This is a genomic window from Bradyrhizobium sp. SZCCHNS3052, assembly GCF_032484495.1.
Taxonomy (GTDB): domain Bacteria; phylum Pseudomonadota; class Alphaproteobacteria; order Rhizobiales; family Xanthobacteraceae; genus Bradyrhizobium.
On the sequence record NZ_JAUETB010000013.1, the window covers coordinates 99,989 to 122,815 of the forward strand.

Below are 22,827 nucleotides of genomic sequence, written 5' to 3' on the forward strand. Positions count from 1 at the left end.
GGATGACAGGCACAACGGGGCATCTGCAATGAACGCCAATCTGTCGGCACTCCTTTATCTCGTGGCAGGTGTGCTGTTCATCCTGTCTCTTCGCGGGCTGTCGAGCCCGGCCTCGAGCCGGCAAGGCAACTTCTTCGGCATGGCCGGCATGGCGATTGCGGTCGCCACCACCCTGGCCGGGCATCCACCGGCGGATGCGATCGCCTGGGTGCTCGTCATCCTCGGCGTTGCGATCGGCGGCGGTATCGGTGCGGTGATTGCGCGCCGGGTGCCGATGACGTCGATGCCCGAGCTCGTGGCGGCGTTCCATTCGCTGGTCGGCATGGCCGCGGTGCTGGTCGCCGCCGGCGCGTTCTTCGCGCCGGAAGCCTTCGACATCGGCACGCCCGGCAACATCCATCCGCAGAGCCTGGTCGAAATGTCGCTCGGCGTCGCCATCGGCGCGCTGACCTTCACCGGCTCGGTCATCGCCTTCCTCAAGCTGTCCGCGCGGATGAGCGGTGCACCGATCATCCTGCCGGCGCGCCACATCATCAACATTGCGCTCGCGGTCGCGCTCGTCTTCTTCGTGGTCCGCCTGGTGATGACCGGCGGCGGCTTCGACTTCCTGATGGTGACGCTGCTGGCGCTGGCGCTCGGCGTGCTCATGATCATCCCGATCGGCGGCGCCGACATGCCGGTCGTGATCTCGATGCTGAACTCCTATTCGGGCTGGGCCGCGGCCGGCATCGGCTTCACGCTCGGCAATTCGGCGCTGATCATCACCGGCGCGCTGGTCGGCTCGTCCGGTGCGATCCTGTCCTACATCATGTGCCATGCGATGAACCGGTCCTTCATCTCGGTCATCCTCGGCGGCTTCGGCGGCGAGACCGCAGCGGCCGGCGGGGCGACAGGCGAGCAGAAGCCGGCCAAGCTCGGCTCGGCCGACGACGCCGCCTTCATCATGAAGAACGCCTCCAAGGTCATCATCGTCCCCGGCTACGGCATGGCGGTCGCCCAGGCGCAGCACGCGCTGCGCGAGATGGCCGACACGCTGAAGAAGGAAGGTGTCGAGGTGAAATACGCGATTCATCCGGTCGCGGGCCGCATGCCCGGCCACATGAACGTGCTGCTCGCCGAAGCCAACGTTCCCTACGACGAGGTGTTCGAGCTCGAGGACATCAACTCGGAATTCGCCCAGGCCGACGTCGCCTTCGTGATCGGCGCCAACGACGTCACCAATCCGGCGGCCGAAGAGGACAAGTCCTCGCCGATCTACGGCATGCCGGTGCTGCAAGTCTGGAAGGCCGGCACCGTGATGTTCATCAAGCGCTCGCTCGCCTCGGGCTATGCGGGCATCGACAATCCGCTGTTCTACCGCGACAACACGATGATGCTGCTCGGCGACGCCAAGAAGATGACCGAGAACATCGTCAAGGGCATGTAGCCCACGGCGTCGGGAGCCATGACGTTTCTGAAATGGCTCCTGATCGTCGTGGCGGCGGTCTACGGCATCGTGCTTGCGACCCTGTTCGTCCGCCAGCGTGCGATGCTGTTTCCCATTCCGCCGGTCGGCCGCACGGCACCGGCTGCAGCCGGGCTCCCTCAGGCTGAGGAGCATGTGCTGACCTCGGCCGATGGCGAGCGGGTCATCGTCTGGCATGTGCCGGCGAAGCCGGGCCGCCAGGTCGTTCTGTACTTCCCGGGCAATGGCGATTTTCTTGCCGGCGTGGCGTCGCGCTTCAAGGCGCTCACGGCCGACGGTACCGGTCTCGTTGCGCTTTCCTATCGCGGCTATGCGGGGTCCAGCGGCAGTCCCAGTGAGCCCGGGCTGCTGCAAGATGCCGCAGTCGCCTATGCGTTCACGACAGAGCGCTACGAGGCGGGACGGATCGTCGCCTGGGGCTTTTCCCTCGGCAGCGGTGTCGCCACCGCCATCGCGGCGGAGCATCCGATCTCCAAGTTGATCCTCGAAGCCCCTTATACGTCGACCGTGGACGTCGCCTCCGCGATGCTCAGGGTCGTCCCGGTCAGCCTGCTGATGCTCGACCGCTTCCATTCCGACCAGCGCATCGCCAACGTGCATGTGCCGCTGTTGATCATGCACGGCGAACGGGATCCGGCGATTTCGATCCGCTTCGGGGAACGATTGTTCGCACTTGCGCATGACCCAAAGCGCTTCGTACGGTTTCCCGACGGCGGACATAATGACCTGGATCTTTTTGGTGCGACTGAGACGGCAAAGAGCTTCATCGACAATCCGTAACGTCCGTGGATCGCGGTGGCCGGCCCTGCGCGGGACCATCCTACTCCTTGTCTTTGGGAGCCTGCCAGTGCAGGCGCATGCGGCCGGGCTGAACGGCTCCGCGATGACCTGGCCGTTCGCGCTGCCGTTCGCGGGACTGCTGTTGTCGATTGCGCTCGGGCCGCTGCTGTTTGCCAGGTTCTGGCATCATCACTACGGAAAGATCGCCGCGGCATGGGCCTTGGTGACGTTGGCGGCGTTGACCTGGAATGCAGGGCTCGGCACGGCGCTCGCCGCCTTCGTCCACGCGCTGCTCGCCGAGTATCTCAGCTTCATCGTGCTGCTGTTCGCCCTCTATACGGTGGCCGGCGGCATCCTGGTGACCGGCGACATCAGAGGTACACCTGCGACAAATACGGCCATCCTGGCACTCGGCACGATCATCGCGAGCGTCGTCGGCACGACGGGCGCCGCGATGATCCTGGTGCGCCCCCTGATCCGCGCCAATCTGAGCCGGCCGCATAATGTGCATGTGCTGATCTTCTTCATCATTCTGGCCGCCAATGTCGGTGGTGCACTGAGCCCGCTCGGCGATCCACCGCTGTTCGTCGGTTTTCTGCGTGGTGTCGACTTCTTCTGGACGACGCAACATCTCTGGCTGCAGACCGCGATCGTCGCCGGATTGCTGCTCATCGTCTTTGCCGCTACCGACTGGTGGCGCTTCCGCGCGGAGAAGCTTGCGTCGCAAGCGTCCGTAACAAGGGAGCCGGTGCGCATTCGCGGCCTCATCAATGTCGTTTTGATCGCCGCGATCGTTGCCAATACGCTGCTATCGGCGACCTGGAAGCCGGGCATCTCCTTCGACGTCTTCGGCACGCATGTCGAGCTTCAGAACCTCGTGCGCGATGCCGTCCTCGTGGCGATCGCCGGACTGTCGCTCTGGCTGACGCCGGACGAGCACCGCGAGGCGAACGGGTTCAATTGGGAGCCGATTCGAGAGGTCGCCAAACTGTTCGCGGCGATCTTCACCGCGATCGTCCCGGTCATCGCCATGCTGAATGCGGGGCGCAGTGGCTCTTTCGGCTGGCTCTTGGATGCCGTGACGACACCCGCCGGCGCGCCGCGGGAGGTCGCCTATTTCTGGTTCACCGGGCTGATGTCGGCCTTCCTCGACAATGCCCCGACCTATCTCTTGTTCTTCGAATTGGCGGGCGGCGATCCCAAGCTGCTGATGGGCGAGCTCTCGGGAACGCTGGCGGCGATCTCGATGGGCGCAGTCTACATGGGCGCGCTGACCTATATCGGAAATGCGCCGAACTTCATGATCGCAGCGATCGCCAATGAGCGCGGCATCAAGATGCCGAGTTTCTTCGGCTACATGCTGCGGGCAGGTGCCGTCCTCATTCCGCTGTTCGTGCTGCTGACCGTGCTTCCGATCCATCCGCTGCTCAGCCCGCATTGACCTGATCGACGGCACTTTCAGAGACCGTCCAGGTTGACCCGGTCACGGCCGGACCGCGTGACGATCGCCTCGCGGTCGCGCATAGTCGGACAGAACGGATCGAAGGACGCGAATCATGAGCGTAAGGGGCGCAACGCCCGCATCATCGGTGATCTTTCCCGGCCTGGCGGTCGCGCTCGTCGCGATCGTCACGGCGACGCATTATGACTTCACGCCTTCGGCCGCCGGCGTGGTCTTCGCCGCGGTGCTGCTGGTGATCCTGTTCGGCACGGTGTTCGCGGCCGTGCACCATGCCGAGGTGATCGCGCATGAGATCGGCGAGCCGTTCGGCACGCTGCTCCTGACCCTGGCGGTGACGGTGATCGAGGTGGCGCTGATCGCCACCATCATGCTCGGCGACAAGGCTGCGCCCGCGCTGGCCCGCGACACCGTGTTCGCGGTCGTCATGATCGTGTGCAACGGCCTGGCCGGCATCTGCATCTTCATCGGCGGCTTGCGCTATCGCGAGCAGGACGTGCTGGTCTCCGGTGCCAATCTGTATCTCAGCGTACTGTTTACGATGGCAACCATCACACTGGTGCTGCCGAATTATACCTTGACGTCGCCTGGTCCGGTGTATTCTGCCGTGCAGATCGCCTTCGTCAGCGTCGTGACGATCCTGCTCTACGCGGTGTTCCTGTATACGCAGACCACCCGCCATCGGGATTATTTCGTCGGCGGCTCGGCTGGGTTCGCCGATGACGATGTCCGGCTGCCGCGTGCGAAGCTGTTGCTCAGTGTCGGGCTGCTGCTGGTCGCACTGCTCGCTGTGGTCCTGCTTGCCAAGAAGTTCTCGCTGGTGGTCGACGCCGGCGTTGCCGCAACGGGGGCGCCGCAGGCGGTCGCAGGCGTGCTGGTGGCGCTGTTGATCCTGCTGCCGGAGAGTGTCGCCGCCCTCTCGGCCGCCCGCACCAACGACCTTCAGAAGAGCATCAATCTCGCGCTTGGCTCCTCGCTCGCCACCATAGGGCTGACCATCCCGGCAGTGGCGGTCGCCGCCCATGTGCTCGACAGGCAGCTCGTCCTCGGGCTGGACCCGCAGGGAACAGTGCTGCTGGTCCTGACCTTCGTCCTGAGCATGCTGACCTTCGGCACCGGTCGGACGAACATTCTGTTCGGGCTGGTGCACATGGTGGTGTTCGCGATATTCGTGTTCCTGCTCTTCGTCCCCTGATTCAAGAGATCCCCCATGCTCAGCGCTCAGTCCGACGTCCAGGTCGATACGCCCGAAGTCCGCGTCACGGAGTGGCGGCTATTGCCCGGCAGTGCCACGGGGCGCCACGTTCATGAGATGGATTACGTGATCGTGCCGGTCACAGCGGGCGAGATGACGATCGTGGCGCCGTCCGGCGAGCGCTCGAAGGCGCAGCTCGCGGTCGGCAAATCCTATTTCCGAAAGGCCGGTGTCGAACACGATGTGCTGAACGAGACCGGTTCCGAGATCGTTTTCCTCGAAGTTGAATTGAAGCCGTAACCAATTGTTTACCGGGATGCCGCTGATTGTGGTATCTTGAGCCGGCGATCCGGAAGCTGTGGCAACACCCTGGGATTGCTGGCTCCGGCTTCAAAGGATTTCAGGAAACGACTTTTCGGCGGTCGCGTCTGCGCGGAGTGCAGTCTGCGAGCTTCGGAAGGTGTGGGATGGTCCCTTAATTGTGCCTCAAAGTTCCCGCAAATACCGCGCGGGAGTGGTCAGCATGCTGAAATATCTCACAAAGTTCGCCATGGAGATCATCCCGTCGGTGGTTGCCACCATCATCGGGGCCTACATCGTCAATCACTACATCAACACCAAGCCGGACTCGCCGCCATCGACCGTGGCGTCGGTGGCGTCGGCTGCCTACGCCAAGCTCACCGGCTCAAAGAGCGACGCCCCGAAATCCACGGGCAAGGGGACCGACCCTGCCAAGCTGGAAGCGAAGGCCGATCCCAAGTCTGACGCCAAGCCGGCGGAAACGTCGAACGAGGTCTCGAGCATTCCCGCTCCCGGCATCAAGGCCAAGGGCGTGTCCGAGAAGTCGCTGGCCGACAAGGCTGCAGAGAAGGCAGTCGAAGTGAAGCCGGCCGAAACGGCGAGCCTCCCGGCCGATCCGCAGGCCTCGCGCCATCCCGCGTCGCCCCGGGAAAAGCTGATTGCGCGCGGTACTCCGGCCGAGGCCCCAGCGACCCAGCAGGAAGATCGCCGGGATGCTGCTGATCTCGCCCGCGCGGCGATCGAGCGGTTGCGCGCGAGCGAAGGTACCGGCAAGGCGGCTGTCGAGAAGCCGTCGAGCGACGCACCCCGGGGCGCTGGCGAGGCGCCGCGCATCGCGACCGTCGCGCCACCGGTGTCTCCGGTCCGTCCGCTGCCGCCTCCCGTGACGGTGTCTGCGCCACCGGTCGAGCAGGGCTTTGCCTTGCCGTCGGCCTCGAGCCCGCCCTACACGGGATCATTGCAGCCGGACGGGCGCCCGACCCCTCCGGCGGAGATCCCTGTCCAGCAGTTGCGTCCGCTCGACCTGCGCGCCGACAAGACTGATCCATCGATCAAGGACCAGATGTCCAACGTGGCGCAGGACATGATGTCCGCAGCCAAATCGGTGTTCCACTCGGTGTTGCCGAAGTAGCCGATCGAAGCGTTCGCGGACGCGATCGAGGCGGTGGGCCGGGGCGGTCTGCCGCTTTTTCTTTGGAGTGGCGAACTCTGCAGCGATGCGAGGAGCGGCGGCGCAACCCGGATTGACCCTGGTCGCCGGATGGCAGGAGGCGCGAAATCAAAAGGAGGCGCCCAAAACAAAAACGCGAGCCAAAGGCCCGCGCTTCAGACGACGTCAGATCAATCTGGCCAGATCAGCGCGGCGCGCTGGGACGGGCACCTGCACCCGGACCACGACCAGCACCACGGTCACCGCCGGGGCCAGCGCCGAACACCGGCTTCGGCTTCATCGGCAGCAGGCCTTCACGCTGCAACTTCTTGCGGGCCAGCTTGCGCGCACGACGCACGGCTTCGGCCTTCTCGCGGGCTTTCTTCTCGGACGGCTTCTCGTAATGGCCGCGAAGCTTCATCTCGCGGAAAATGCCCTCACGCTGCATCTTCTTCTTGAGCGCCTTGAGGGCTTGATCGACATTGTTATCGCGAACGAGAACCTGCACGCGGCATCCTCTTTCTCAGTCTATCGGTTTGAAATCTGGTGAAGCCAGGGCTGGCAGATGGCCGCGCCCTTGACCTTGAGCGCGCCCGTGTATCAGAGGACATCCTCGCTGTCCACCCGCTGACGGGCTCTTGACCGCAAGTTTAACCTCGCCGGAGCGGTTTATTTCAGCCCTGCCTCGGCGGCAGTGGCGAGACCTGGGTCACATGCCCCATCTTGCGGCCCGGACGAGCGGCGCCCTTGCCGTAGAGATGCACGGTGGCGCCCGGAACCGTGAGCCACTGCTCGTAGCTGTCGATCTCGTCCCCGATCAGGTTCGTCATCGTGACGTGACCGTGGCGCAGCGGCTTGCCGAGCGGCCAACCGGCGATCGCCCGGATGTGCTGTTCGAATTGGGAAATCGAGGCGCCATCGAGGGTCCAGTGGCCGGAATTATGCACCCGCGGGGCAATTTCGTTGACCAGGACGCCTGGAGTGGGACCGTCCGACACCACGAACATCTCCACGGCCAGCACCCCGACGTAGTCGAGGGCGGTCGCGATCCGGCTGGCAATGTCCCTGGCTTCGTCGGCGAGCGCATCAGGGATACGCGCCGGCGCCCGCGACACCTTCAGGATGTGATCGCGATGCTCGTTCTCGGTCACGTCGAAGCACTCGACCTGACCGTCGGCCGCTCGGGCCGCCACGACCGAGATCTCGCGCTCGAACGGAACGAACGCTTCGAGGATGGCCGATTTGGTGCCGAGCTCGGCCCAGATCCGCTCGAGATCGTCACCCTGGTGGATCTTGATCTGACCCTTGCCGTCATAGCCAAATCGCCGCGTCTTCAGCACGGCCGGTAAGCCGATCCGGAACGCGGCTTCGCGCAAGGTGGCGACCGAGGACACATCCGCATAGGTCGCGGTGCCGATGCCCAGCGAGGTGACGAAATCCTTCTCGGTGAGGCGATCCTGGGTGGTCTCGAGCGCCGAACGCCGCGGCAGCACCGGGCGTCTGGCCGCCAGCACCAGGGCCGCAGCCGAGGGGACGTTTTCGAACTCGTAGGTGACGACGTCGACGTCATTGGCGAACAGCTCGAGCGCCTCGACGTCGGCATATTCGGCGCAGGTTGCGTTCAGCACGACGTCGAAGGCGGGGGAGTCCGGGTCCGGCGAGAACACCTGGCAGCGCAGCCCGAGCCGCGCCGCAGCAAGCGCCAGCATGCGGCCGAGCTGGCCGCCGCCGAGAATACCGATGGTGTCGCCGGGCTTGAGCTTCACCCGATTGGAGTCGGTCACGCCGTGCCCTCCGGACGTTCGGCGATCGCATTGGTCTGCGCCTGGCGCCAAGCCGACAGACGGCTGGCAAGCGCGGAGTCCGAGAGAGCGAGCACGCTGGCCGCCAGCAGCGCTGCGTTGATGGCGCCGGATTTGCCGATGGCGAGCGTTCCGACCGGAATTCCGGCCGGCATCTGGACGATGGAATACAGCGAATCGACCCCCGACAGCGCCTTCGACTCGACGGGAACGCCGAACACGGGCAGTTCCGTGAGCGAGGCCGTCATGCCCGGCAGATGGGCGGCGCCGCCGGCACCGGCGATCACGACCTTGTAGCCCGCCGCCTTGGCACCCTTGGCGAAAGCATACAGCCGGTCCGGGGTGCGGTGCGCCGAGACGATCCGGGCGTCGTAGCTCACGCCCAGGGCGTCAAGCGTCTCGGCGGTATGGCGCATGGTACCCCAGTCCGACTGGCTTCCCATGATGATGGCGATCGGGGCGGTCATGACCTCAATTCTTCTCGGGAATCCATCAGCATGGGCCGGAGTATAGGATCGGTCCTGACAGCGGCAAGCCATGGCATGGAGGTCCGAATGGACTATCCTGTCTTGGTCAAGCCCGGCAAGCCCAAACGATGGCGCGGCAGGTGTCCGATGAAAAAGAAGCGCATGGCGGCCGCGTGGCGAGCCGGAAAGCGAAGAACCCGGTACCGTCATCGGCCTTCGCGGCGCGCGCGGGCTCCTGAACCCGGTTCCGTACCGGCAGGCGCGCGGCACACGATCCGACGCCTCAAGGCCGAGTTGGCGACAGCACAGGCCCGGATCGCCGAGCTGACGGCCTCCGCAGAGCGCGATTTCCTGCTCGACATCTTTAATCGTCGCGGCTTCGCCCGCGAACTCCATCGTTCCATCGCCTTCATCAAGCGCTACGACGCGACCGGTGCTCTCATCGTGCTCGACGTCGATCGGCTGAAACCGATCAATGATACGTTCGGCCATGCCGCCGGTGATGAGGTCCTGAAGGCGGTTGCGCGTGTCCTCGGCGAGCATGTCCGATCCTCCGACGTGATCGGTCGGCTCGGCGGCGACGAGTTCGGCGTGCTGCTCTGGCACCTCAGCGCGGCGGACGCACATGCCAAGGCGACGGAGCTGGAACAGGCCATCGACAGCCTGACCTTCACCTTCGGCGATCAGACCGTGCGTGCCGGCGCGTCGGCCGGGATTGCCCTTCTCGACAAGCGCGTCAACCCAGTACGTGCGTTGGAGGAAGCCGACCGTGCGATGTATATGCGCAAGGCCCAGCGGAGGTACGAGAGCCCCGCGCACGGCACGGCCCTGTCGGGCGACCAGCGGTGACGCTCGTGGGCCGTCCGCTCCGATGACAGAGCTGTGCACGGCGCTCACAACTCGCCGAGATCGTCGGGCAACTCGCCGAACTTGTGCAGCAGCCGGGCGTCGCAGAATTCCCCCAGCAAGGGATCCCCGCTGCGGCTGAAGGCAATGGCGCCGATGTTGTCCGGCAAGCGCGACATCGCTTCGGCACGACGCAGCGCTGCGGACGAGCTCTGGCATTCCTCGGCCGCGCCTGCGACCAGCATCCCAGTCTCGTCCCGTCTGAACGGCATGGCGACGTAATAGGTGATGTCAGGCATTGCACGCACCTCCCGGCCTTCGTCGAAGCTGCGAGCGAGCGCGGTGGCAATCGTCCGGAGAGCCTCGACGGCCTAGGGCTCAGGCCGCATTGTTCTGCGCATCGTCCGAAATGGTGTTGGGCATGCAGCCGCAGGAGATTGTCGCCCGCAGCTCCTGCAGCTCCAGCTCGAGATACTCGTTCGCCATGATCAGCGCCTTGATCGTGGAGCGCAGATTGCCGTCGCACATCGCGATGGCTTGGTCACAGGCCTGTTCATAGAGGCGATCCTGTGGGGAGAAGGAGGCGGGCATCACAACCATCCTTGTTGTCGTCAGGAGTTACGAGGGACTGGTCCGATTGTTCTCTTTTTGTTCTTATTGTCAAGGCGCTTCGGCAAATCCTGCACCGCTGTTGCGTATTGCTTGTGTGCATACGGTCAGCCGTGCTGACGCTTCGCCTCAGGCGATGATGTCGGGCGTGATCTGGTCTTCGATGAAGGCGATCCGATCGCGTAGCAGAAGCTTCCGCTTCTTCAGTCGTTGCAGCCGCAACAAATCGGGGGCGGGCGATTGATGCAAAGCGTCGATCGCCGCGTCGAGATCGCGGTGCTCCTGCTGCAGGCGCGCGAGTTCGGCCTGCAGTTCGCGCTCGTCTTGGTCAGCCATGATCTATGATAGCAAAAAAGCGGAAGGAAGTGGAAAGCCTTGCGAAGGCGGGCGCAAATATTGCGCCTGCGAAGCTGATAAGCAAGTCGCACTCCTCGAGATCGGTGCGGCTGTCCCGTGAATTTCGGGTTGGCGCCGGCTTTAGATTCGTCCGGATCTGCTCACGCTTCGTTACACACGGCGCTCAAATTTGCATGTGCGGTCTTTTGGCCCCATCGACAGGTCAAGCGACTTGTGTACACTCATTAGCCCTGGTCGAATCTCAGGTTCACCTACCGAGGAGGTTTCGAATGGCCATTCAGGCGCATCTCGTTGAACTGGAGCGTAAGCATAAAGTTCTTGAAAACGAATTGCATCAAGCTCTCCTGCATCCATCGACGGACGACCTGCGAATTGTCGAACTGAAGCGACGCAAGCTGATGGTGAAGGATGAGATCGAGCGCTTGAGACAGGTAACCAGCGAAACACTTCACTGACATGTGACCATCATCCGCCGTATCATCTGATCGTAAGACCGTGCGCCTGGGATGGTGACGAGTCCATCCCAGACGCAACTCCAATCAAATTAGTTGCGATATACGATGAGGCGGACGCATCTGCCTGCGTTGTCTGCCTGCGTTGTCTGCCGGCGCATCTATCGCGACACGCCGTTCATCGCGATATCTGGGGTCTTCAGCTCGAGGCGAGATCGCACACGTGAGCCGCAATCGCGAGCGATGACGTCAATCCAGGCGATTCAATTCCGAACAGATTGATGAGTCCGGGCACCCCGTGATCGCGCGGGCCCTGAATGACGAAATCCTGCGACGCCACGGCCGGCGGTACGATCTTCGGCCTGATACCGGAATAGCTCGGCATCAGCGCCCCATCCGGCAGCGACGGCCAGTACTTGCGGATCGCCGGGTAGAAGCGCTCGGCGCGCGCCGGATCGACCGTATAGTCGATCCGGTCGATCCACTCGACGTCGGGGCCGAATCTGGCCTGGCCTGCCATGTCGAGCGTGAGGTGCACGCCGAGGCCGCCTGGTTCCGGCACCGGGTAGATGAGCCGGCTGAACGGTGCCCGGGCGCTGCAGCTGAAATAGTTGCCCTTGGCGAGATAGGCCGTCGGCACCAGCGACGACGGCATGCCGTCGATCAGCCGCGCCAGCTCGGGCGCGTCGAGGCCGGCGGCGTTCACCAGCAGCCGGCAGCTCAGCGTCATCGGTTGCGCGCCGCCCGCATCGACCTCGATTGATCCCCCGGTCGCCTTGGCCCGCAGCAACGGCGTGTGGAAGGCGAAGGCACCGCCGGCGTCCTCGATCTCGCCGCGCAGCGACAGCATGAAGGCATGGCTGTCGAGGATGCCGGTGGACGGCGACAGCAGCGCAGCCTGACAGGCCAGGGCCGGCTCCAGCGCCAGCGCTTCGATTCCGGATAGCAGCCGCATACCTTCGACACCATTGGCTTCGGCGTGCGCGCGGATGCCCTGCAGCTTCTCGGTCTCGGCCGGATTGGTCGCAACGATCAGCTTCCCGCAATTGCGGTAGGGCACGCCATGGTCGTCGCAATAGCGGTAAAGCAGGCGCTTGCCGGCCACGCAGAAGCGGGCCATCAGGCTCCCGGCCTTGTAGTAGATGCCGGCGTGGATCACTTCGCTGTTGCGAGACGAAGTGACGGTTCCGATGCCCTCGGCCGCCTCGAGAACGATGACCTCGCGTCCGGCCCGCGCCAATTGACGTGCGACGGCAAGTCCGACGACGCCGGCGCCAACGACGACGCAATCCACTCTATCCATGCATAGTCCTGAGACGATTGGGAGAAGTCATGCCTCGCTGCAATCCCTGGTGGGTGGAACCCCGGTCCGGAGTGCGAGGGCCCTTAGCAAACCATTCATCATAAGGCGCCATTGACCAAATTTGCTTCGTCTTTTTCGAAGTTTGCAGAACCCGTTTACCCGATCCCAATAGGTGAAGCCAGATACTGTCGCCGAATACCGCGGGTGATTGATGGCTGGCAAGAATTGGCAGGCGAGCGACCGAAACGCGTTTTCTGCGCGTGTCGTTGCGGCCTCGGTGGCCGCCATGGCAGCGTGGGCGGCTGCGCCGACCCGAGCCTGGGCCGCTTCCTCCGATTTCTCGCCCTCCGGCTACCTGGCCACCATCGAGCCGGACGTGCTCTGGAAGGTGTTGATCGCCGGCGTTGTCGTCTGCGCCTTCCTCGCGTCGGTCGTGATCTGGATCCATTCGGCCTTGCGGCGCGCCAAGCGAGCACAACTGCGGCGCAATGTTTTCATCAGCTCCGCGCTCAACAATCTGAGCCAGGGGCTGATGCTGACGGACGCCGCCAACCGCGTCGTCTTCTACAACCATCGCTTTCTCGAGATCTACGGCATGAGCCGGGCCGACATTCCGCCCGGTTGCACCGGCCGGGATCTGGTCGAGTTGCGGCGGCAGCGTGGCCTGCTCAATCTGACGGTCGAGGACTATGCGCGCCAGGCGCGGGCACCGGATGGGTGCCTGACCGAACTGCCCGACGGACGTGTGGTGCGTGCCCAGATTTTCCGTCTTCCCACCGGAGGATCGATCGGCATCCATGAAGACTGTACGGTGCAGCACCGGCTGGAGCGCGAACTCGCCTCGACCAAGCAGTTCCTGGAATCGGTGGTCGATCAGGTTCCCGTCTGCGTCGCCGCCAAGAACATCGAGGACGGTCGCTACATCTTCGCCAACCGGGCGTTCGAGCAGTTCGCGCAGGTGCCGCGGGATCAGATCATCGGACGGTGCCCGAGCGACCTGTTCGGCGAGGAGACCGCGGCCGCCATCGCGGCTGCCGATCGCGAAGCGATGCTGGCGCCCGGCACCACCTATTGCAGCGAACTCGTGGTTCAACGCGGTGACGAGAAGCGCATCCTGGACGCCCACCGGGTCGTTGCACGCAACGACAAGAACGAACCGCAATTCCTCATCGCGCTGTTCGACGATGCCACGGAGCGGCGATCGCTGAGCCGCGAGCTGGAGAACAGCAAGAAGTTCCTGGAACTGGTTGTCGACAACATTCCGGTTTCGCTCATCGTCGAGAGCGTCAGCGACGGCCGTTATCTGCTCGCCAACCGTAGCGCCGAGATCATCCTCAACCGCAAGCGCGAGGACGCCACGGGCCTGACCACCGCCGACATCTTCAATCCGCGCGAGGCCAGACTGATCACGGCGCGCGACGAAGCCGCCATCAAGAAGCGCGGCCTTCTGACCGAGGAACATCCGATCTCGACCAAGGACGGCCTGCGGCTGTTCCTGACCCGGCGGGCAACCGTGCTGGGCGAGACCGGCGAGCCGCAATATCTCATCAAGACCTATGAGGACGTCACAGACCGGCGCCAGACCGAATCGCGGATGGCGCACATGGCCTATCACGACGGCCTGACCGATCTGCCGAACCGCGCCGCGTTCCTGCAGGCCCTGAGCCAGATGATCGAGGCCTGCGCGGATACGGACGAGGAGTTCGCGGTCCTGAACGTCGATCTCAAGGGCCTGAAGGACGTCAACGACGTCTTCGGCCACGCCATCGGCGACAAGCTGTTGATCGAGGTCGCCCGTCGCGTCCATGCCGTTGCCCGGGGCGGGGTGGTCGCGCGGCTCTCCGGCGATGAGTTCGGGCTGATCATCGACGGCAAGCAACCGGAAACGGGCAGGGCGCTGGCCGAGCAATTGGCGGCGGCGATCGCGGTGGACTTCCAGATCGAGGGCAAGTCGATCCGCACCGCGCTGACGACGGGCATCTCGGTGTTCCCGCACAATGGTTCGGATCCGGCGTCGCTGCTCGCCAATGCGGGTGCCGCTCTGTTCCGCGCCAAGGCCAAATCGCGCGGCAGCATCACCTTCTACGAGCCTGAAATGGATCAGCAGATTCGCGACCGCCGCGTTCTGCATCAGGAGCTGTCTGTCGCGATCAAGCATGGCGAACTGTCGCTGTACTTCCAGCCGCAGGCCGTCTCCGGCCGCACGGTCGACGCCAGCGAGATCATCGGCTTCGAGGCGCTGGCGCGCTGGCAGCACCCGGTCCGGGGTTTCGTGCCGCCGAGCGACTTCATTCCGCTTGCGGAAGAGAGCGGCCTCATCGTCGAGATGGGCGAGTGGATCCTGCGCGAGGCCTGCCGCGAGGCGGCGTCGTGGCCCAAGCCGCTGCAGGTCGCGGTCAACCTGTCCCCGGCCCAGTTCGTCCATGGCGACCTCGTTGCGCTGGTCCACTCGATCCTGATCGAGACGGGGCTCGCACCCGGCAGGCTCGAGCTCGAGATCACCGAGGGTGTGCTGATCGAGGATTTCGATCGCGGTGTCGCGCTGCTGCGCCGGCTGAAGGCGCTCGGCGTTCGCGTCTCGATGGACGATTTCGGCAGCGGCTACTCGTCGCTGAGCTACCTGCAGGCATTCCCGTTCGACAAGATCAAGATCGACCGCGCCTTCGTCATGAACATCGGCCGCAATCCGCAATCGGCGGCGATCATTCGTGCGGTCATCGGTCTGGGTCACGGCATGAACATGTCGATCGTGGCGGAAGGCGTCGAGACGCCCGAGCAGCTTGGCTTCCTCGCCGAGCAGGGCTGCGACTCGGTTCAGGGCTATCTGCTCGGCAAGCCCCTGCCGATCAACAAATACGACGGCATTGTCGGTCGCGCTCACGACGACGACGTCGCGTCCGTTCGCAAGACGGGCTGACCAGGCACGCCGGTCAGAGGCTGTTGCGCAACAGCGCGAATTTATCCGCGCGCACGACAGCTCGGCCGCTACGAGAATCATTTCCGCCGGTCTACGATCATTCGCCCTGGCACGCTCGAAGACCTTGCGTATGGCGGACTACGATCTTGCGATCATCGGCGGCGGTCTGAACGGCGTCAGCCTGGCACGCGATGCGGCCGGCCGCGGCTTGCGCGTGATCCTGATCGAGCAGGGCGATCTTGGCGGCGCCGCCTCGTCGGCCACGTCGCGGCTGGTGCACGGGGACCTCGCGGCGCTGGAGCGCCGCGGCTTTCTGCGCGTGCGCCGCGCGCTCGCCGAGCGCGACGTCTGGCTCACGGTCGCGCCGCATCTGGTGCGGCCGATCCGCTTTGCGATTCCGGCTCACGCCAATGAGCGGCCGCCATGGCAGCTGCGCGCAGGGCTCTGGCTCTACGATCGCCTCGCTACGCGCAACCGGCTGCCGGCCGCGTCGGTGCTCGACGTCACGCATCATCCGATCGGCGATGCCCTGAAGCGTCCGATCGGGACGGCGTTCGACTATTCCGACTGCGTGGTCGACGATTCCCGCCTGGTGGTTCTGACCGCGATGGATGCCGCCGAGCGCGGCGCAGAGATCCGCACCGGCGCCCGCTGCGTGCGAGCCGACCGTGACCATCTATGGCGGCTCGCCATCATCGACCGCGGCCATCGCCGCATCGTCACTTCGCGCGCGCTCGCCAACGCCACCGGCGCGTGGAGCGTCTCGACGGCGGAAACCGTGCTGCGTCAGCCGCCGCCGCGGGTCACCGCGCGGCAGGTCAGCCAGATCATCGTGCCGCGGCTGTTCGATGTCGAAGCGGTCTACGTGTTTCAGAATTCGGATGGAAGGCTGATCTTTGCCCAGCCCTACGAGCAAGATTTCACCCTGATCGGCACGGTGGCCCACGGCTTCAAGGGCGACCCAGCCGTGGTGGCGGTGCCGGCGGCAGACGTGGCCTATCTCTGCAAGGCGGCGAACCGCTATTTCCGCTCGGACGTCCAGCCCGCGGATGTGGTCCGGAGCGTGTCCGGCGCCAACATGATGGTGCTGCGTGCTGCCGACAGCGGGGAATTGGAAACGATCGTGAGCCTTGATGCCGGCCGCGCCAAGGAGCCCGCCAAGGCGCCGCTCCTGACCATGTGCGGCGGCGATGTCACGACAGCCCGGTACCGGGCCGAGCGGGCGGTCTCGCGGCTTGCGCGCTTCTACCCGATGTCGCCGCGCTGGACTGCGAGCGCGCCGCTTCCGGGTGGCGATTTCGCCTGGGATCGGTTCGAGGATCTCGTCGACGACGCACGGGAGCGCTGGCGCTTTCTCGGCGAAGCCGAGGCCCGGCGGCTGGTCGGCGCCTATGGCACCCGGCTGGCGGAGATCCTCGGCGGGGCGAGATGCCGGGCCGATCTCGGACAGGCGTTCGGGCCGAAGCTGACGGAGGCGGAGGTCCGCTACCTCATGACGCGCGAGTGGGCGCGGTTTCCCGACGACGTTCTATGGCGGCGGACCAAGCTGGGCCTGACGCTTCCCGCTGCCGAACGCGATGCGCTCGCCGCGTTCATGGCGACGGTCGCCTGTGGCCGGGGCTCGCCGCAGGCCGCTGACGCGAGCGGGGATAGTCCGGCCCGTGCGGTTGAGCTGCAATCCATGGGCGGCTAGCTTGCCGACCGGCCGGGCGTTGTGGCCGGGCAGGGTGATTTGATCAGGACATGGCTGACGACATCGCAAATCCAGCGCCCGCCGAGGAGTCGGCGGCATCACCACTGCCGGAACCGCGCCCCGATCCTCAGCCGCCGATCCTGCGGATCGAGAACGTCGTCAAGACCTTCGGCAGCTTCCGCGCCGTCGACGGCGTCTCGCTCGACATCCGAGCCGGCGAGTTCTTCGCGCTGCTCGGCCCCAGCGGCTGCGGCAAGACGACCTTGCTGCGCATGCTGGCCGGCTTCGAGACGCCGGATGAAGGGCGCATCCTGCTATCGGGCGAGGAGATCGCGCAGGTGCTGCCGCATCAGCGGCCTATCAACATGATGTTCCAGAACTACGCGCTGTTCCCGCATCTGAACGTGCGCGACAACATCGCCTTCGGCCTGAAGCGCGCCGGCATGCCGCGCGCCGAGATCGCCACCCGCGTCGCGGAGATGGTGGCGCTGGTCCGGCTCGAAGGCCTGGAGAAGCGCAAGCCCGATCAACTGTCCGGAGGACAGAAGCAGCGCGTCGCCCTGGCACGCTCGCTGGCGCGCCGGCCGAAGGTGCTGCTGCTCGATGAGCCGATGGCGGCGCTCGACAAGAAGCTGCGCGAGAGCACGCAGTTCGAGCTGATGGAGCTGCAGCGCAAGCTCGGCATGACCTTCATCATCGTCACCCACGACCAGGAGGAGGCGATGACGGTGGCGAGCCGGATCGGGGTAATGAACGCGGGAAGGCTCGAGCAGGTCGCTGCACCGCGCCGCCTGTATGAAGAGCCCGTGTCGCGGTGGGTCGCGGAGTTCGTCGGCGACATCAACCTGTTCGAGGGCGAGGTGACCGCGCGTGAGTCGCACCGGCTCCGGATCACGACCGCCGCTGCCGGCGAGCTCGCCGCAGCGCAACCCGTCACTCCGATCAGCGAGAGCAAGGTCGCAGTCGCGATCCGTCCCGAGAAGATCCGCCTCGCGCTTCGCCGGCCGGCGGCTGATGCCGCAGCGATCAACTGTGTCGAGGGCGCCATTTCCGATGCGAGCTATCTCGGCGGCAAGACCGTGTACAAGATCAAGCTCGACGGCGGCGCTGTCCTGCACGCGTCGCAAGCCAACACGGCCCGGCTCGACGCCGACGGCTATGGGCTGAACCAGCGCGTCGTGGCCTGGTTCACGCCCGATGATTGCGTGGTGCTGGAGCGATGAGCGCGCGCCGCATCTTCTCGCGTCCGGCGCGATTTGCGGCGATCGCGCCTTACGTCTGGATGGTGCTGTTCTTCCTGGTGCCGTTCGCCTTCGTCGCCAAGATCAGCCTGTCGCAGACTGCGATCGCGCAGCCCCCCTATACGCCGGTGTTCTCGCTGGCTGATGGTTTGTCGTCGCTTCGGGATGCATTTGCGGCGCTGTCGCTCGACAATTTCCGTCTGCTGCTGTCGGACGATCTGTATCTCGCGTCCTATCTGCGCAGCGTCGTCGTCGCGGCGACGTCGACCGCGATCCTGCTCCTGATCGGCTACCCGATCGCCTATGGCATGGCGCGGCTGCCCAGGCGTTGGCAGGGCATCGCGATGATGCTGGTCATCGTCCCGTTCTGGACCTCGTTCCTGATTCGCATCTATGCCTGGGTCAACATCCTGCAGCATGACGGCCTGTTGAACCAGATCCTGCTCGCGCTGCATCTGGTGTCCGCGCCGGTGGTGTGGCTGTCGACGGACAGCGCGATGTATGTCGGGATCGTCTATTCCTATCTGCCCTTCATGATCCTGCCGCTGTTTGCGACGCTGACGAAGCTGGAGCCGGCCCTGGAAGAGGCCGCCGCCGATCTCGGCGCCTCGCCGCGCCAGACCTTCTGGCTGGTGACGTTTCCGCTGTCGCTGCCGGGTGTCGGCGCCGGCGTGCTGCTGTGCTTCATTCCGATCGTCGGCGAGTTCGTCATTCCCGATCTGCTCGCCGGCTCGAAATCGCTGATGATCGGCCAGACGCTGTGGCTTGAATTCTTCACCAACAAGGACTGGCCGGTGGCCTCCAGCATCGCCGTGGTCCTCTTGGTCGTGCTGTTGCTTCCGCTTCTGCTCTACGACCGGCTGCAGCGCCGGCAGTTGGAGGAGAGCAGGTGATGGATGGCGTACAGCAAGGCACGTTCTCTCGCTCCCCTCCCCCTTGCGGAGAGGGGTTTGGGGGTGGGGGTCCGCATCGGCGGTCTTTGCTGGGTGCCCCCCTCCCTGACCCTCCCCCACAAGGGGGGAGGGAACGGAGAGGGTTTCACTGGGATTGAGGGAGGAGGAGATCGTGCCTAATCCCTCCCGCCTGTCGCGCTTCAACGTCGCCTCGCTGACGCTTGGGCTCGCCTTTCTTTACCTCCCGATCCTGATCCTGGTGATCTATTCGTTCAACGCCTCGCGGCTGGTCACGGTCTGGGGCGGCTGGTCGCTGCGCTGGTATCACGAGTTCTTCAACGACCGCGCGATGATCGATGCAGCCTGGATGAGCCTGCGCGTCGGCGCCACCTCGGCGACGGTGGCGACCTTGCTCGGCACCCTTGCCGCGGTGGCGCTGTCGCGCGGCCAGGGATTTCGCGGCCGCATGCTGTTCTCCGGCATGCTGTATGCGCCGCTGGTGATGCCCGAGGTGATCACCGGCCTGTCGCTGCTGCTGCTGTTCGTGGCGCTGGAGGCCGAGCGCGGCTTCTGGACGGTGACGCTCGCCCACACGACCCTCACGATGTGCTTCGTTGCGGTGATCGTACAGTCGCGGCTGGTCTCGCTCGACCGCAGCCTGGAGGAAGCCGCGATGGACCTCGGCTGCGATCCCTTGCGCGCGTTCGTGATGGTCACCTTGCCATTGATCGCCCCGGCGGTGGTCGCCGGCTGGATGCTCGCCTTCACGCTGTCGCTCGACGATCTCGTGATCGCGAGCTTCACCACCGGCCCGGGCTCGGCGACATTGCCGATCCGGATCTATTCGGAAGTACGGCTCGGGGTGAAGCCGGAGATCAACGCGATCTGCACGCTGGTGATCGGGCTGATTGCCGTGGTGATCGTCGTGGCGTCGTTAGCTTCAAAGCTGTCGAGTGATCGCGGCGAGAGCGCTGCGCCATTATAGAGGTCGTCATTGCGAGCGTAGCGAAGCAATCCGGGCCGCGCCAGGACTCTGGATTGCTTTGCTACGCTCAAAATGACGGAGAATGCTGCGGCAGCGTCGCTCAGGCCTCGAACAGCCGCAACGCGGCGGCCACAACCGTGCGGTGGATCGCGCCGCGGTCGACCGACGGCGGATCGACGCAGCACGCCGGGTCGGCGCTGCGTCCGAGCGCGGTGCTCTTCGGCAGGAACACATAGTGGCCGGCCTCGTCGGCAACGACATCAAAGGTGCTGCCGCTGAGCCGCTCATGCAGCCAGCGCGCGGATGGCAGCAGGGCGTCCCCACCGCCGACCATGATGCGTGCGGGTACGCTGATCGCGGCGACGCTCTCGTCGGAGAAGCCCTGCACCGATCGGCCCGGCGCCAGCAGCAGCGCGGCCTTGATGCGGGGATCGCGATAGGAGGCCGACATCCGCCCCCAGGAGTCGCGGAAGATCTGGCTCTTCTCCATCAGCCGCGGCAGATGATCGACGAGATCGGGAAACTCGCGCGGTCCGCGGCCCAGATTGGCGCCCGGCTCGAACGGCGAGCGGAGCATGATGGCGCCGAGCAAGGCGGTGGCGGTGACGCCGCCGAGCGAATAGCCGACGGCGTAGATGCGGTCGGGGTTGATACGGCCTTCGAAATCGGGATGAGCGGCGATGTGGTCGATCAGCGAGGACACGTCGCGCGGGCGTTCCCATGAGCAGAGGAAGCCCTCTGCCCGGTAGGGTTCAGCGTTGCTGTTGCCATGATGATTGACGGCGACCGCGACAAAGCCGCGGGACGCCAGCTCGCGCGCCAGCCATTCGAACTGCAGGCCGTTGCAGCCGGTGCCATGCGAATACACGACGAGCGGGCAAGTCCCGTTGGGACCGAGCGGCGCATCCAGCGCCGCAGGTCCCGCCTCGAACCATCCTTGCGGCCATGGGGCGACCGGAAGCGCTGCTTCGATCGCGCTATCCGCGGCCGGATACCAGGCGAACCAGTCGATGGGCCGCGGCCCGTCGTCGTCCCAGTTCGGCCGCGAAGCGTCGGCGAACCGTCCCTGACGAAATCCGACCCTCATCGCTCCGTCACGACTTCACGGCGCCGGCGGTCAGGCCGCCCACCATGTAGCGCTTGAAGGCATAGTAGACCGCCGCGGGCGGCAGCGCGTAGATGAAGCCGGTGGTCATCAGGAGCTCCCACGGCGAATCGTCGGCGGCCAGGAAGTTGCCGAGCGCCACGGGCAGCGTGATATCCTTGTCGTTCGACAGCAGGAGGAACGCGTAGAGGTACTCGTTCCAGGCCAGCAGCACCGCATAGGTTCCGATCGCGACCAGCGAGGGCATCATCAGCGGCACATAGACGAGGCGGAAGATCTGCAGCGGGCTGGCGCCATCCATGACGGCGGCCTCGTCCAGCTCGACCGGCAGCTTGTCGGAGGCCTGTTTCAGCACCCAGATCGCGTAGGGCGAGGCAATCGTCACCATCGCCAGGATCAGCGACCAGTCGTTGTTGAGCAGGCCGTATTTGCCCATGGTGCGATACATCGGCACCGCGAGGAACGCCGCCGGGATGAAATAGGTGAACAGCGCGAGGTTCATCACCACCCGGCTGCCGGGCACGCGCAGGCGCGAGATGGCGTAAGCCGCGCAAGTCGCGATCACCAGGGTCAGCGCGCCGACGGCGGCGGCAATGATGACGGAGTTGCCGAACTGGATCCAGAAGTCGCGCAGGAAGTAATGCTGCTGATGGAACACGATCGAGAAATTGTGCAGCGTCGGATGGTCCGGCCACAGCTTGCCCGAGAACGCGTCCTCCTTCGGCGAGATCGCGAACAGGAACATGTGGTAGATCGGGATCATCGTCCAGATGAAGACGGGGATGCCGATCAGCAGCAGCCGGGCCTCGGTGCCGACTTCGCGCAGGGTGGGGAGCTTCATCGCGACAACCGCTTCATCATGAAATAGACCAGGGGGAGCACCAGCGGCATCGCGCAGACGATCGAGGCCATCGCGAGGCTGAGCTGATCGAGCCGGAGATAGCGGATGCCGAGTGTCGCCAACACGTGGGTGAGATCGGCCGGACCGCCGCCGGTCAGGAGATACACGCTGTTGAAGTCGCCGAGCGTCCAGATCATCGAGAGCAGCGTGCAGGTGATGTAGAGCGTCTGCATCGACGGCCAGGTGATGAAGCGGAACTTCTGCCACCAGGTGGCGCCGTCGACCTCGGCGGCCTCGAACAGGTCCTGCGAGATCGCCAGCCGCCCGGTCATCAGGATCAGGGTCCAGAACGGCAGCGATTTCCAGATGTGCATGCCGATCGCCATCGACAGCGCGACCGTCGGATCGTTCAGCCAGTTGGGGCCATCTTCGCCGGTGAACTTGAAGATCAGCTGGTTCACCACGCCCCATTCGGGATTGAGCATGAAGCGCACCGACAGGATGGTCGGGATCGAAGGCACCGCCCAGGGCAGGATGAAGATGACCGACAGCCATTTGATCCAGCCGCGCTGCTGAATGAAGAATCCGGACAGGAACAGTGCGATCACCATCTTCAGATTGATGCCGACCACAAGGAAGATCAGCGTGTTGACGGCGGCGCGCGCGAAGATGGGGTCGTTATACAGCGCGACGTAGCTGGCCGGCTCCCGGGCGAGCCACAGGCCGTAGCCGACGGGATAGACGACGAAGGCGAGGAAGACGAGCAGATAGGGGGCAAGCATGACGATGCCCCACACCTGTGACGGTGTCAGCAGCACCGGGCGCGGCGCCTCCGCGAGTGCGGAATCGGAAGCTGAGAGCGTGATCGCCATGGTCGTTTTTCCCGGGTCGTCTCTTCCCGCCTATAAGCCATCCCGGCCGCATGCGCTGCGGCCGGGTTTTGTTGTCGTTGTCAGGATCTCGAGCT

The 22,827-nt window shown here is 64.9% G+C and carries 23 protein-coding genes; 13 read left to right on the forward strand and 10 right to left on the reverse strand.

Annotation, left to right across the window (positions count from 1 at the left end; translation table 11 throughout):
- Positions 1–28: 28 nt before the first annotated feature.
- The 6 genes from QX073_RS29065 to QX073_RS29090 all read left to right on the forward strand — a co-directional run bounded on the left by QX073_RS29065 (position 29) and on the right by QX073_RS29090 (position 6,331).
- Positions 29–1,426 (forward strand): NAD(P)(+) transhydrogenase (Re/Si-specific) subunit beta, encoded by a 1,398-nt coding sequence (locus QX073_RS29065; RefSeq protein ID WP_315717562.1) that lies wholly within the window; start codon positions 29–31, stop codon positions 1,424–1,426.
- A gap of 18 nt (positions 1,427–1,444) precedes the next feature.
- Complete coding sequence (locus QX073_RS29070; protein WP_316226769.1) at positions 1,445–2,245, forward strand: alpha/beta hydrolase; 801 nt, start codon at positions 1,445–1,447, stop codon at positions 2,243–2,245.
- A 103-nt stretch (positions 2,246–2,348) separates the two neighbouring features.
- The gene (locus QX073_RS29075; RefSeq protein ID WP_316226790.1) at positions 2,349–3,686 is read left to right on the forward strand and encodes a sodium:proton antiporter; all 1,338 of its coding nucleotides are present in this window, start codon (positions 2,349–2,351) and stop codon (positions 3,684–3,686) included.
- A 115-nt stretch (positions 3,687–3,801) separates the two neighbouring features.
- On the forward strand, positions 3,802–4,899 hold the full coding sequence (locus tag QX073_RS29080) for an ionic transporter y4hA (protein ID WP_316226770.1): 1,098 nt from the start codon (positions 3,802–3,804) through the stop codon (positions 4,897–4,899).
- 15 nt (positions 4,900–4,914) lie between these two features.
- The gene (locus tag QX073_RS29085; protein WP_315717559.1) at positions 4,915–5,199 is read left to right on the forward strand and encodes a cupin domain-containing protein; all 285 of its coding nucleotides are present in this window, start codon (positions 4,915–4,917) and stop codon (positions 5,197–5,199) included.
- A 223-nt stretch (positions 5,200–5,422) separates the two neighbouring features.
- Positions 5,423–6,331: a hypothetical protein gene (locus QX073_RS29090; RefSeq protein ID WP_316175048.1), complete on the forward strand. Its 909-nt coding sequence runs from the start codon at positions 5,423–5,425 to the stop codon at positions 6,329–6,331.
- A 223-nt stretch (positions 6,332–6,554) separates the two neighbouring features.
- On the opposite strand, the gene rpsU is transcribed toward QX073_RS29090, so the two are convergent.
- From rpsU to purE, 3 genes are all read right to left on the reverse strand, one after another.
- On the reverse strand, positions 6,555–6,857 hold the full coding sequence (gene rpsU, locus QX073_RS29095; protein ID WP_315717557.1) for a 30S ribosomal protein S21: 303 nt from the start codon (positions 6,855–6,857) through the stop codon (positions 6,555–6,557).
- 166 nt (positions 6,858–7,023) lie between these two features.
- Positions 7,024–8,133, reverse strand: a complete 1,110-nt coding sequence (locus QX073_RS29100; RefSeq protein ID WP_316226771.1) for a 5-(carboxyamino)imidazole ribonucleotide synthase — start codon at positions 8,131–8,133, stop codon at positions 7,024–7,026.
- The gene (purE, locus tag QX073_RS29105; RefSeq protein ID WP_315753910.1) at positions 8,130–8,618 is read right to left on the reverse strand and encodes a 5-(carboxyamino)imidazole ribonucleotide mutase; all 489 of its coding nucleotides are present in this window, start codon (positions 8,616–8,618) and stop codon (positions 8,130–8,132) included. The genes QX073_RS29100 and purE overlap by 4 nt, the downstream gene beginning before the upstream one ends.
- Before the next feature lie 87 nt (positions 8,619–8,705).
- On the opposite strand from purE, the gene QX073_RS29110 reads away from it, so the two are divergent.
- Complete coding sequence (locus tag QX073_RS29110) at positions 8,706–9,467, forward strand: GGDEF domain-containing protein (protein WP_315753908.1); 762 nt, start codon at positions 8,706–8,708, stop codon at positions 9,465–9,467.
- A gap of 44 nt (positions 9,468–9,511) precedes the next feature.
- Here QX073_RS29110 and QX073_RS29115 read toward each other — a convergent pair whose 3' ends face one another.
- The 3 genes from QX073_RS29115 to QX073_RS29125 all read right to left on the reverse strand — a co-directional run bounded on the left by QX073_RS29115 (position 9,512) and on the right by QX073_RS29125 (position 10,409).
- Complete coding sequence (locus QX073_RS29115) at positions 9,512–9,763, reverse strand: hypothetical protein (RefSeq protein ID WP_315717553.1); 252 nt, start codon at positions 9,761–9,763, stop codon at positions 9,512–9,514.
- Between the two features lie 79 nt (positions 9,764–9,842).
- A complete protein-coding gene (locus QX073_RS29120; protein ID WP_315753906.1) occupies positions 9,843–10,055 on the reverse strand; it encodes a hypothetical protein in 213 nt (70 codons plus the stop codon).
- A 147-nt stretch (positions 10,056–10,202) separates the two neighbouring features.
- Positions 10,203–10,409, reverse strand: a complete 207-nt coding sequence (locus tag QX073_RS29125; protein WP_009028242.1) for a YdcH family protein — start codon at positions 10,407–10,409, stop codon at positions 10,203–10,205.
- 290 nt (positions 10,410–10,699) lie between these two features.
- On the opposite strand from QX073_RS29125, the gene QX073_RS29130 reads away from it, so the two are divergent.
- Positions 10,700–10,885: a YdcH family protein gene (locus tag QX073_RS29130; RefSeq protein ID WP_315717551.1), complete on the forward strand. Its 186-nt coding sequence runs from the start codon at positions 10,700–10,702 to the stop codon at positions 10,883–10,885.
- Between the two features lie 196 nt (positions 10,886–11,081).
- Here the strand turns inward: QX073_RS29130 and QX073_RS29135 are convergent, their stop codons facing one another.
- A complete protein-coding gene (locus tag QX073_RS29135) occupies positions 11,082–12,185 on the reverse strand; it encodes an NAD(P)/FAD-dependent oxidoreductase (protein ID WP_315753904.1) in 1,104 nt (367 codons plus the stop codon).
- A gap of 211 nt (positions 12,186–12,396) precedes the next feature.
- On the opposite strand from QX073_RS29135, the gene QX073_RS29140 reads away from it, so the two are divergent.
- The 5 genes from QX073_RS29140 to QX073_RS29160 all read left to right on the forward strand — a co-directional run bounded on the left by QX073_RS29140 (position 12,397) and on the right by QX073_RS29160 (position 19,914).
- Positions 12,397–15,102, forward strand: coding sequence for an EAL domain-containing protein (locus QX073_RS29140; protein WP_315753902.1), 2,706 nt, complete (start codon positions 12,397–12,399; stop codon positions 15,100–15,102).
- Positions 15,103–15,232: 130 nt separating this feature from the next.
- Positions 15,233–16,795: a glycerol-3-phosphate dehydrogenase gene (locus QX073_RS29145; RefSeq protein ID WP_316226772.1), complete on the forward strand. Its 1,563-nt coding sequence runs from the start codon at positions 15,233–15,235 to the stop codon at positions 16,793–16,795.
- Positions 16,796–16,845: 50 nt separating this feature from the next.
- Positions 16,846–18,018, forward strand: a complete 1,173-nt coding sequence (locus QX073_RS29150) for an ABC transporter ATP-binding protein (protein WP_316226773.1) — start codon at positions 16,846–16,848, stop codon at positions 18,016–18,018.
- A complete protein-coding gene (locus tag QX073_RS29155) occupies positions 18,015–18,929 on the forward strand; it encodes an ABC transporter permease (protein WP_316226774.1) in 915 nt (304 codons plus the stop codon). Before QX073_RS29150 ends, QX073_RS29155 begins: the two co-directional genes overlap by 4 nt.
- Before the next feature lie 172 nt (positions 18,930–19,101).
- Positions 19,102–19,914 (forward strand): ABC transporter permease, encoded by an 813-nt coding sequence (locus QX073_RS29160; RefSeq protein WP_315753898.1) that lies wholly within the window; start codon positions 19,102–19,104, stop codon positions 19,912–19,914.
- A gap of 100 nt (positions 19,915–20,014) precedes the next feature.
- Here the strand turns inward: QX073_RS29160 and QX073_RS29165 are convergent, their stop codons facing one another.
- Genes QX073_RS29165 through QX073_RS29175 form a run of 3 tightly spaced genes read right to left on the reverse strand, consistent with a single transcriptional unit; the run spans position 20,015 to position 22,732 of the window.
- Positions 20,015–21,001, reverse strand: a complete 987-nt coding sequence (locus QX073_RS29165; protein WP_316226775.1) for an alpha/beta fold hydrolase — start codon at positions 20,999–21,001, stop codon at positions 20,015–20,017.
- A gap of 7 nt (positions 21,002–21,008) precedes the next feature.
- Positions 21,009–21,860 carry a carbohydrate ABC transporter permease gene (locus QX073_RS29170; RefSeq protein ID WP_315717543.1) on the reverse strand — a complete coding sequence of 284 codons (852 nt, stop codon included), beginning with the start codon at positions 21,858–21,860 and terminating at the stop codon, positions 21,009–21,011.
- Positions 21,857–22,732, reverse strand: a complete 876-nt coding sequence (locus QX073_RS29175) for a sugar ABC transporter permease (protein WP_315810585.1) — start codon at positions 22,730–22,732, stop codon at positions 21,857–21,859. Before QX073_RS29175 ends, QX073_RS29170 begins: the two co-directional genes overlap by 4 nt.
- Between the last annotated feature and the right edge of the window lie 95 nt (positions 22,733–22,827).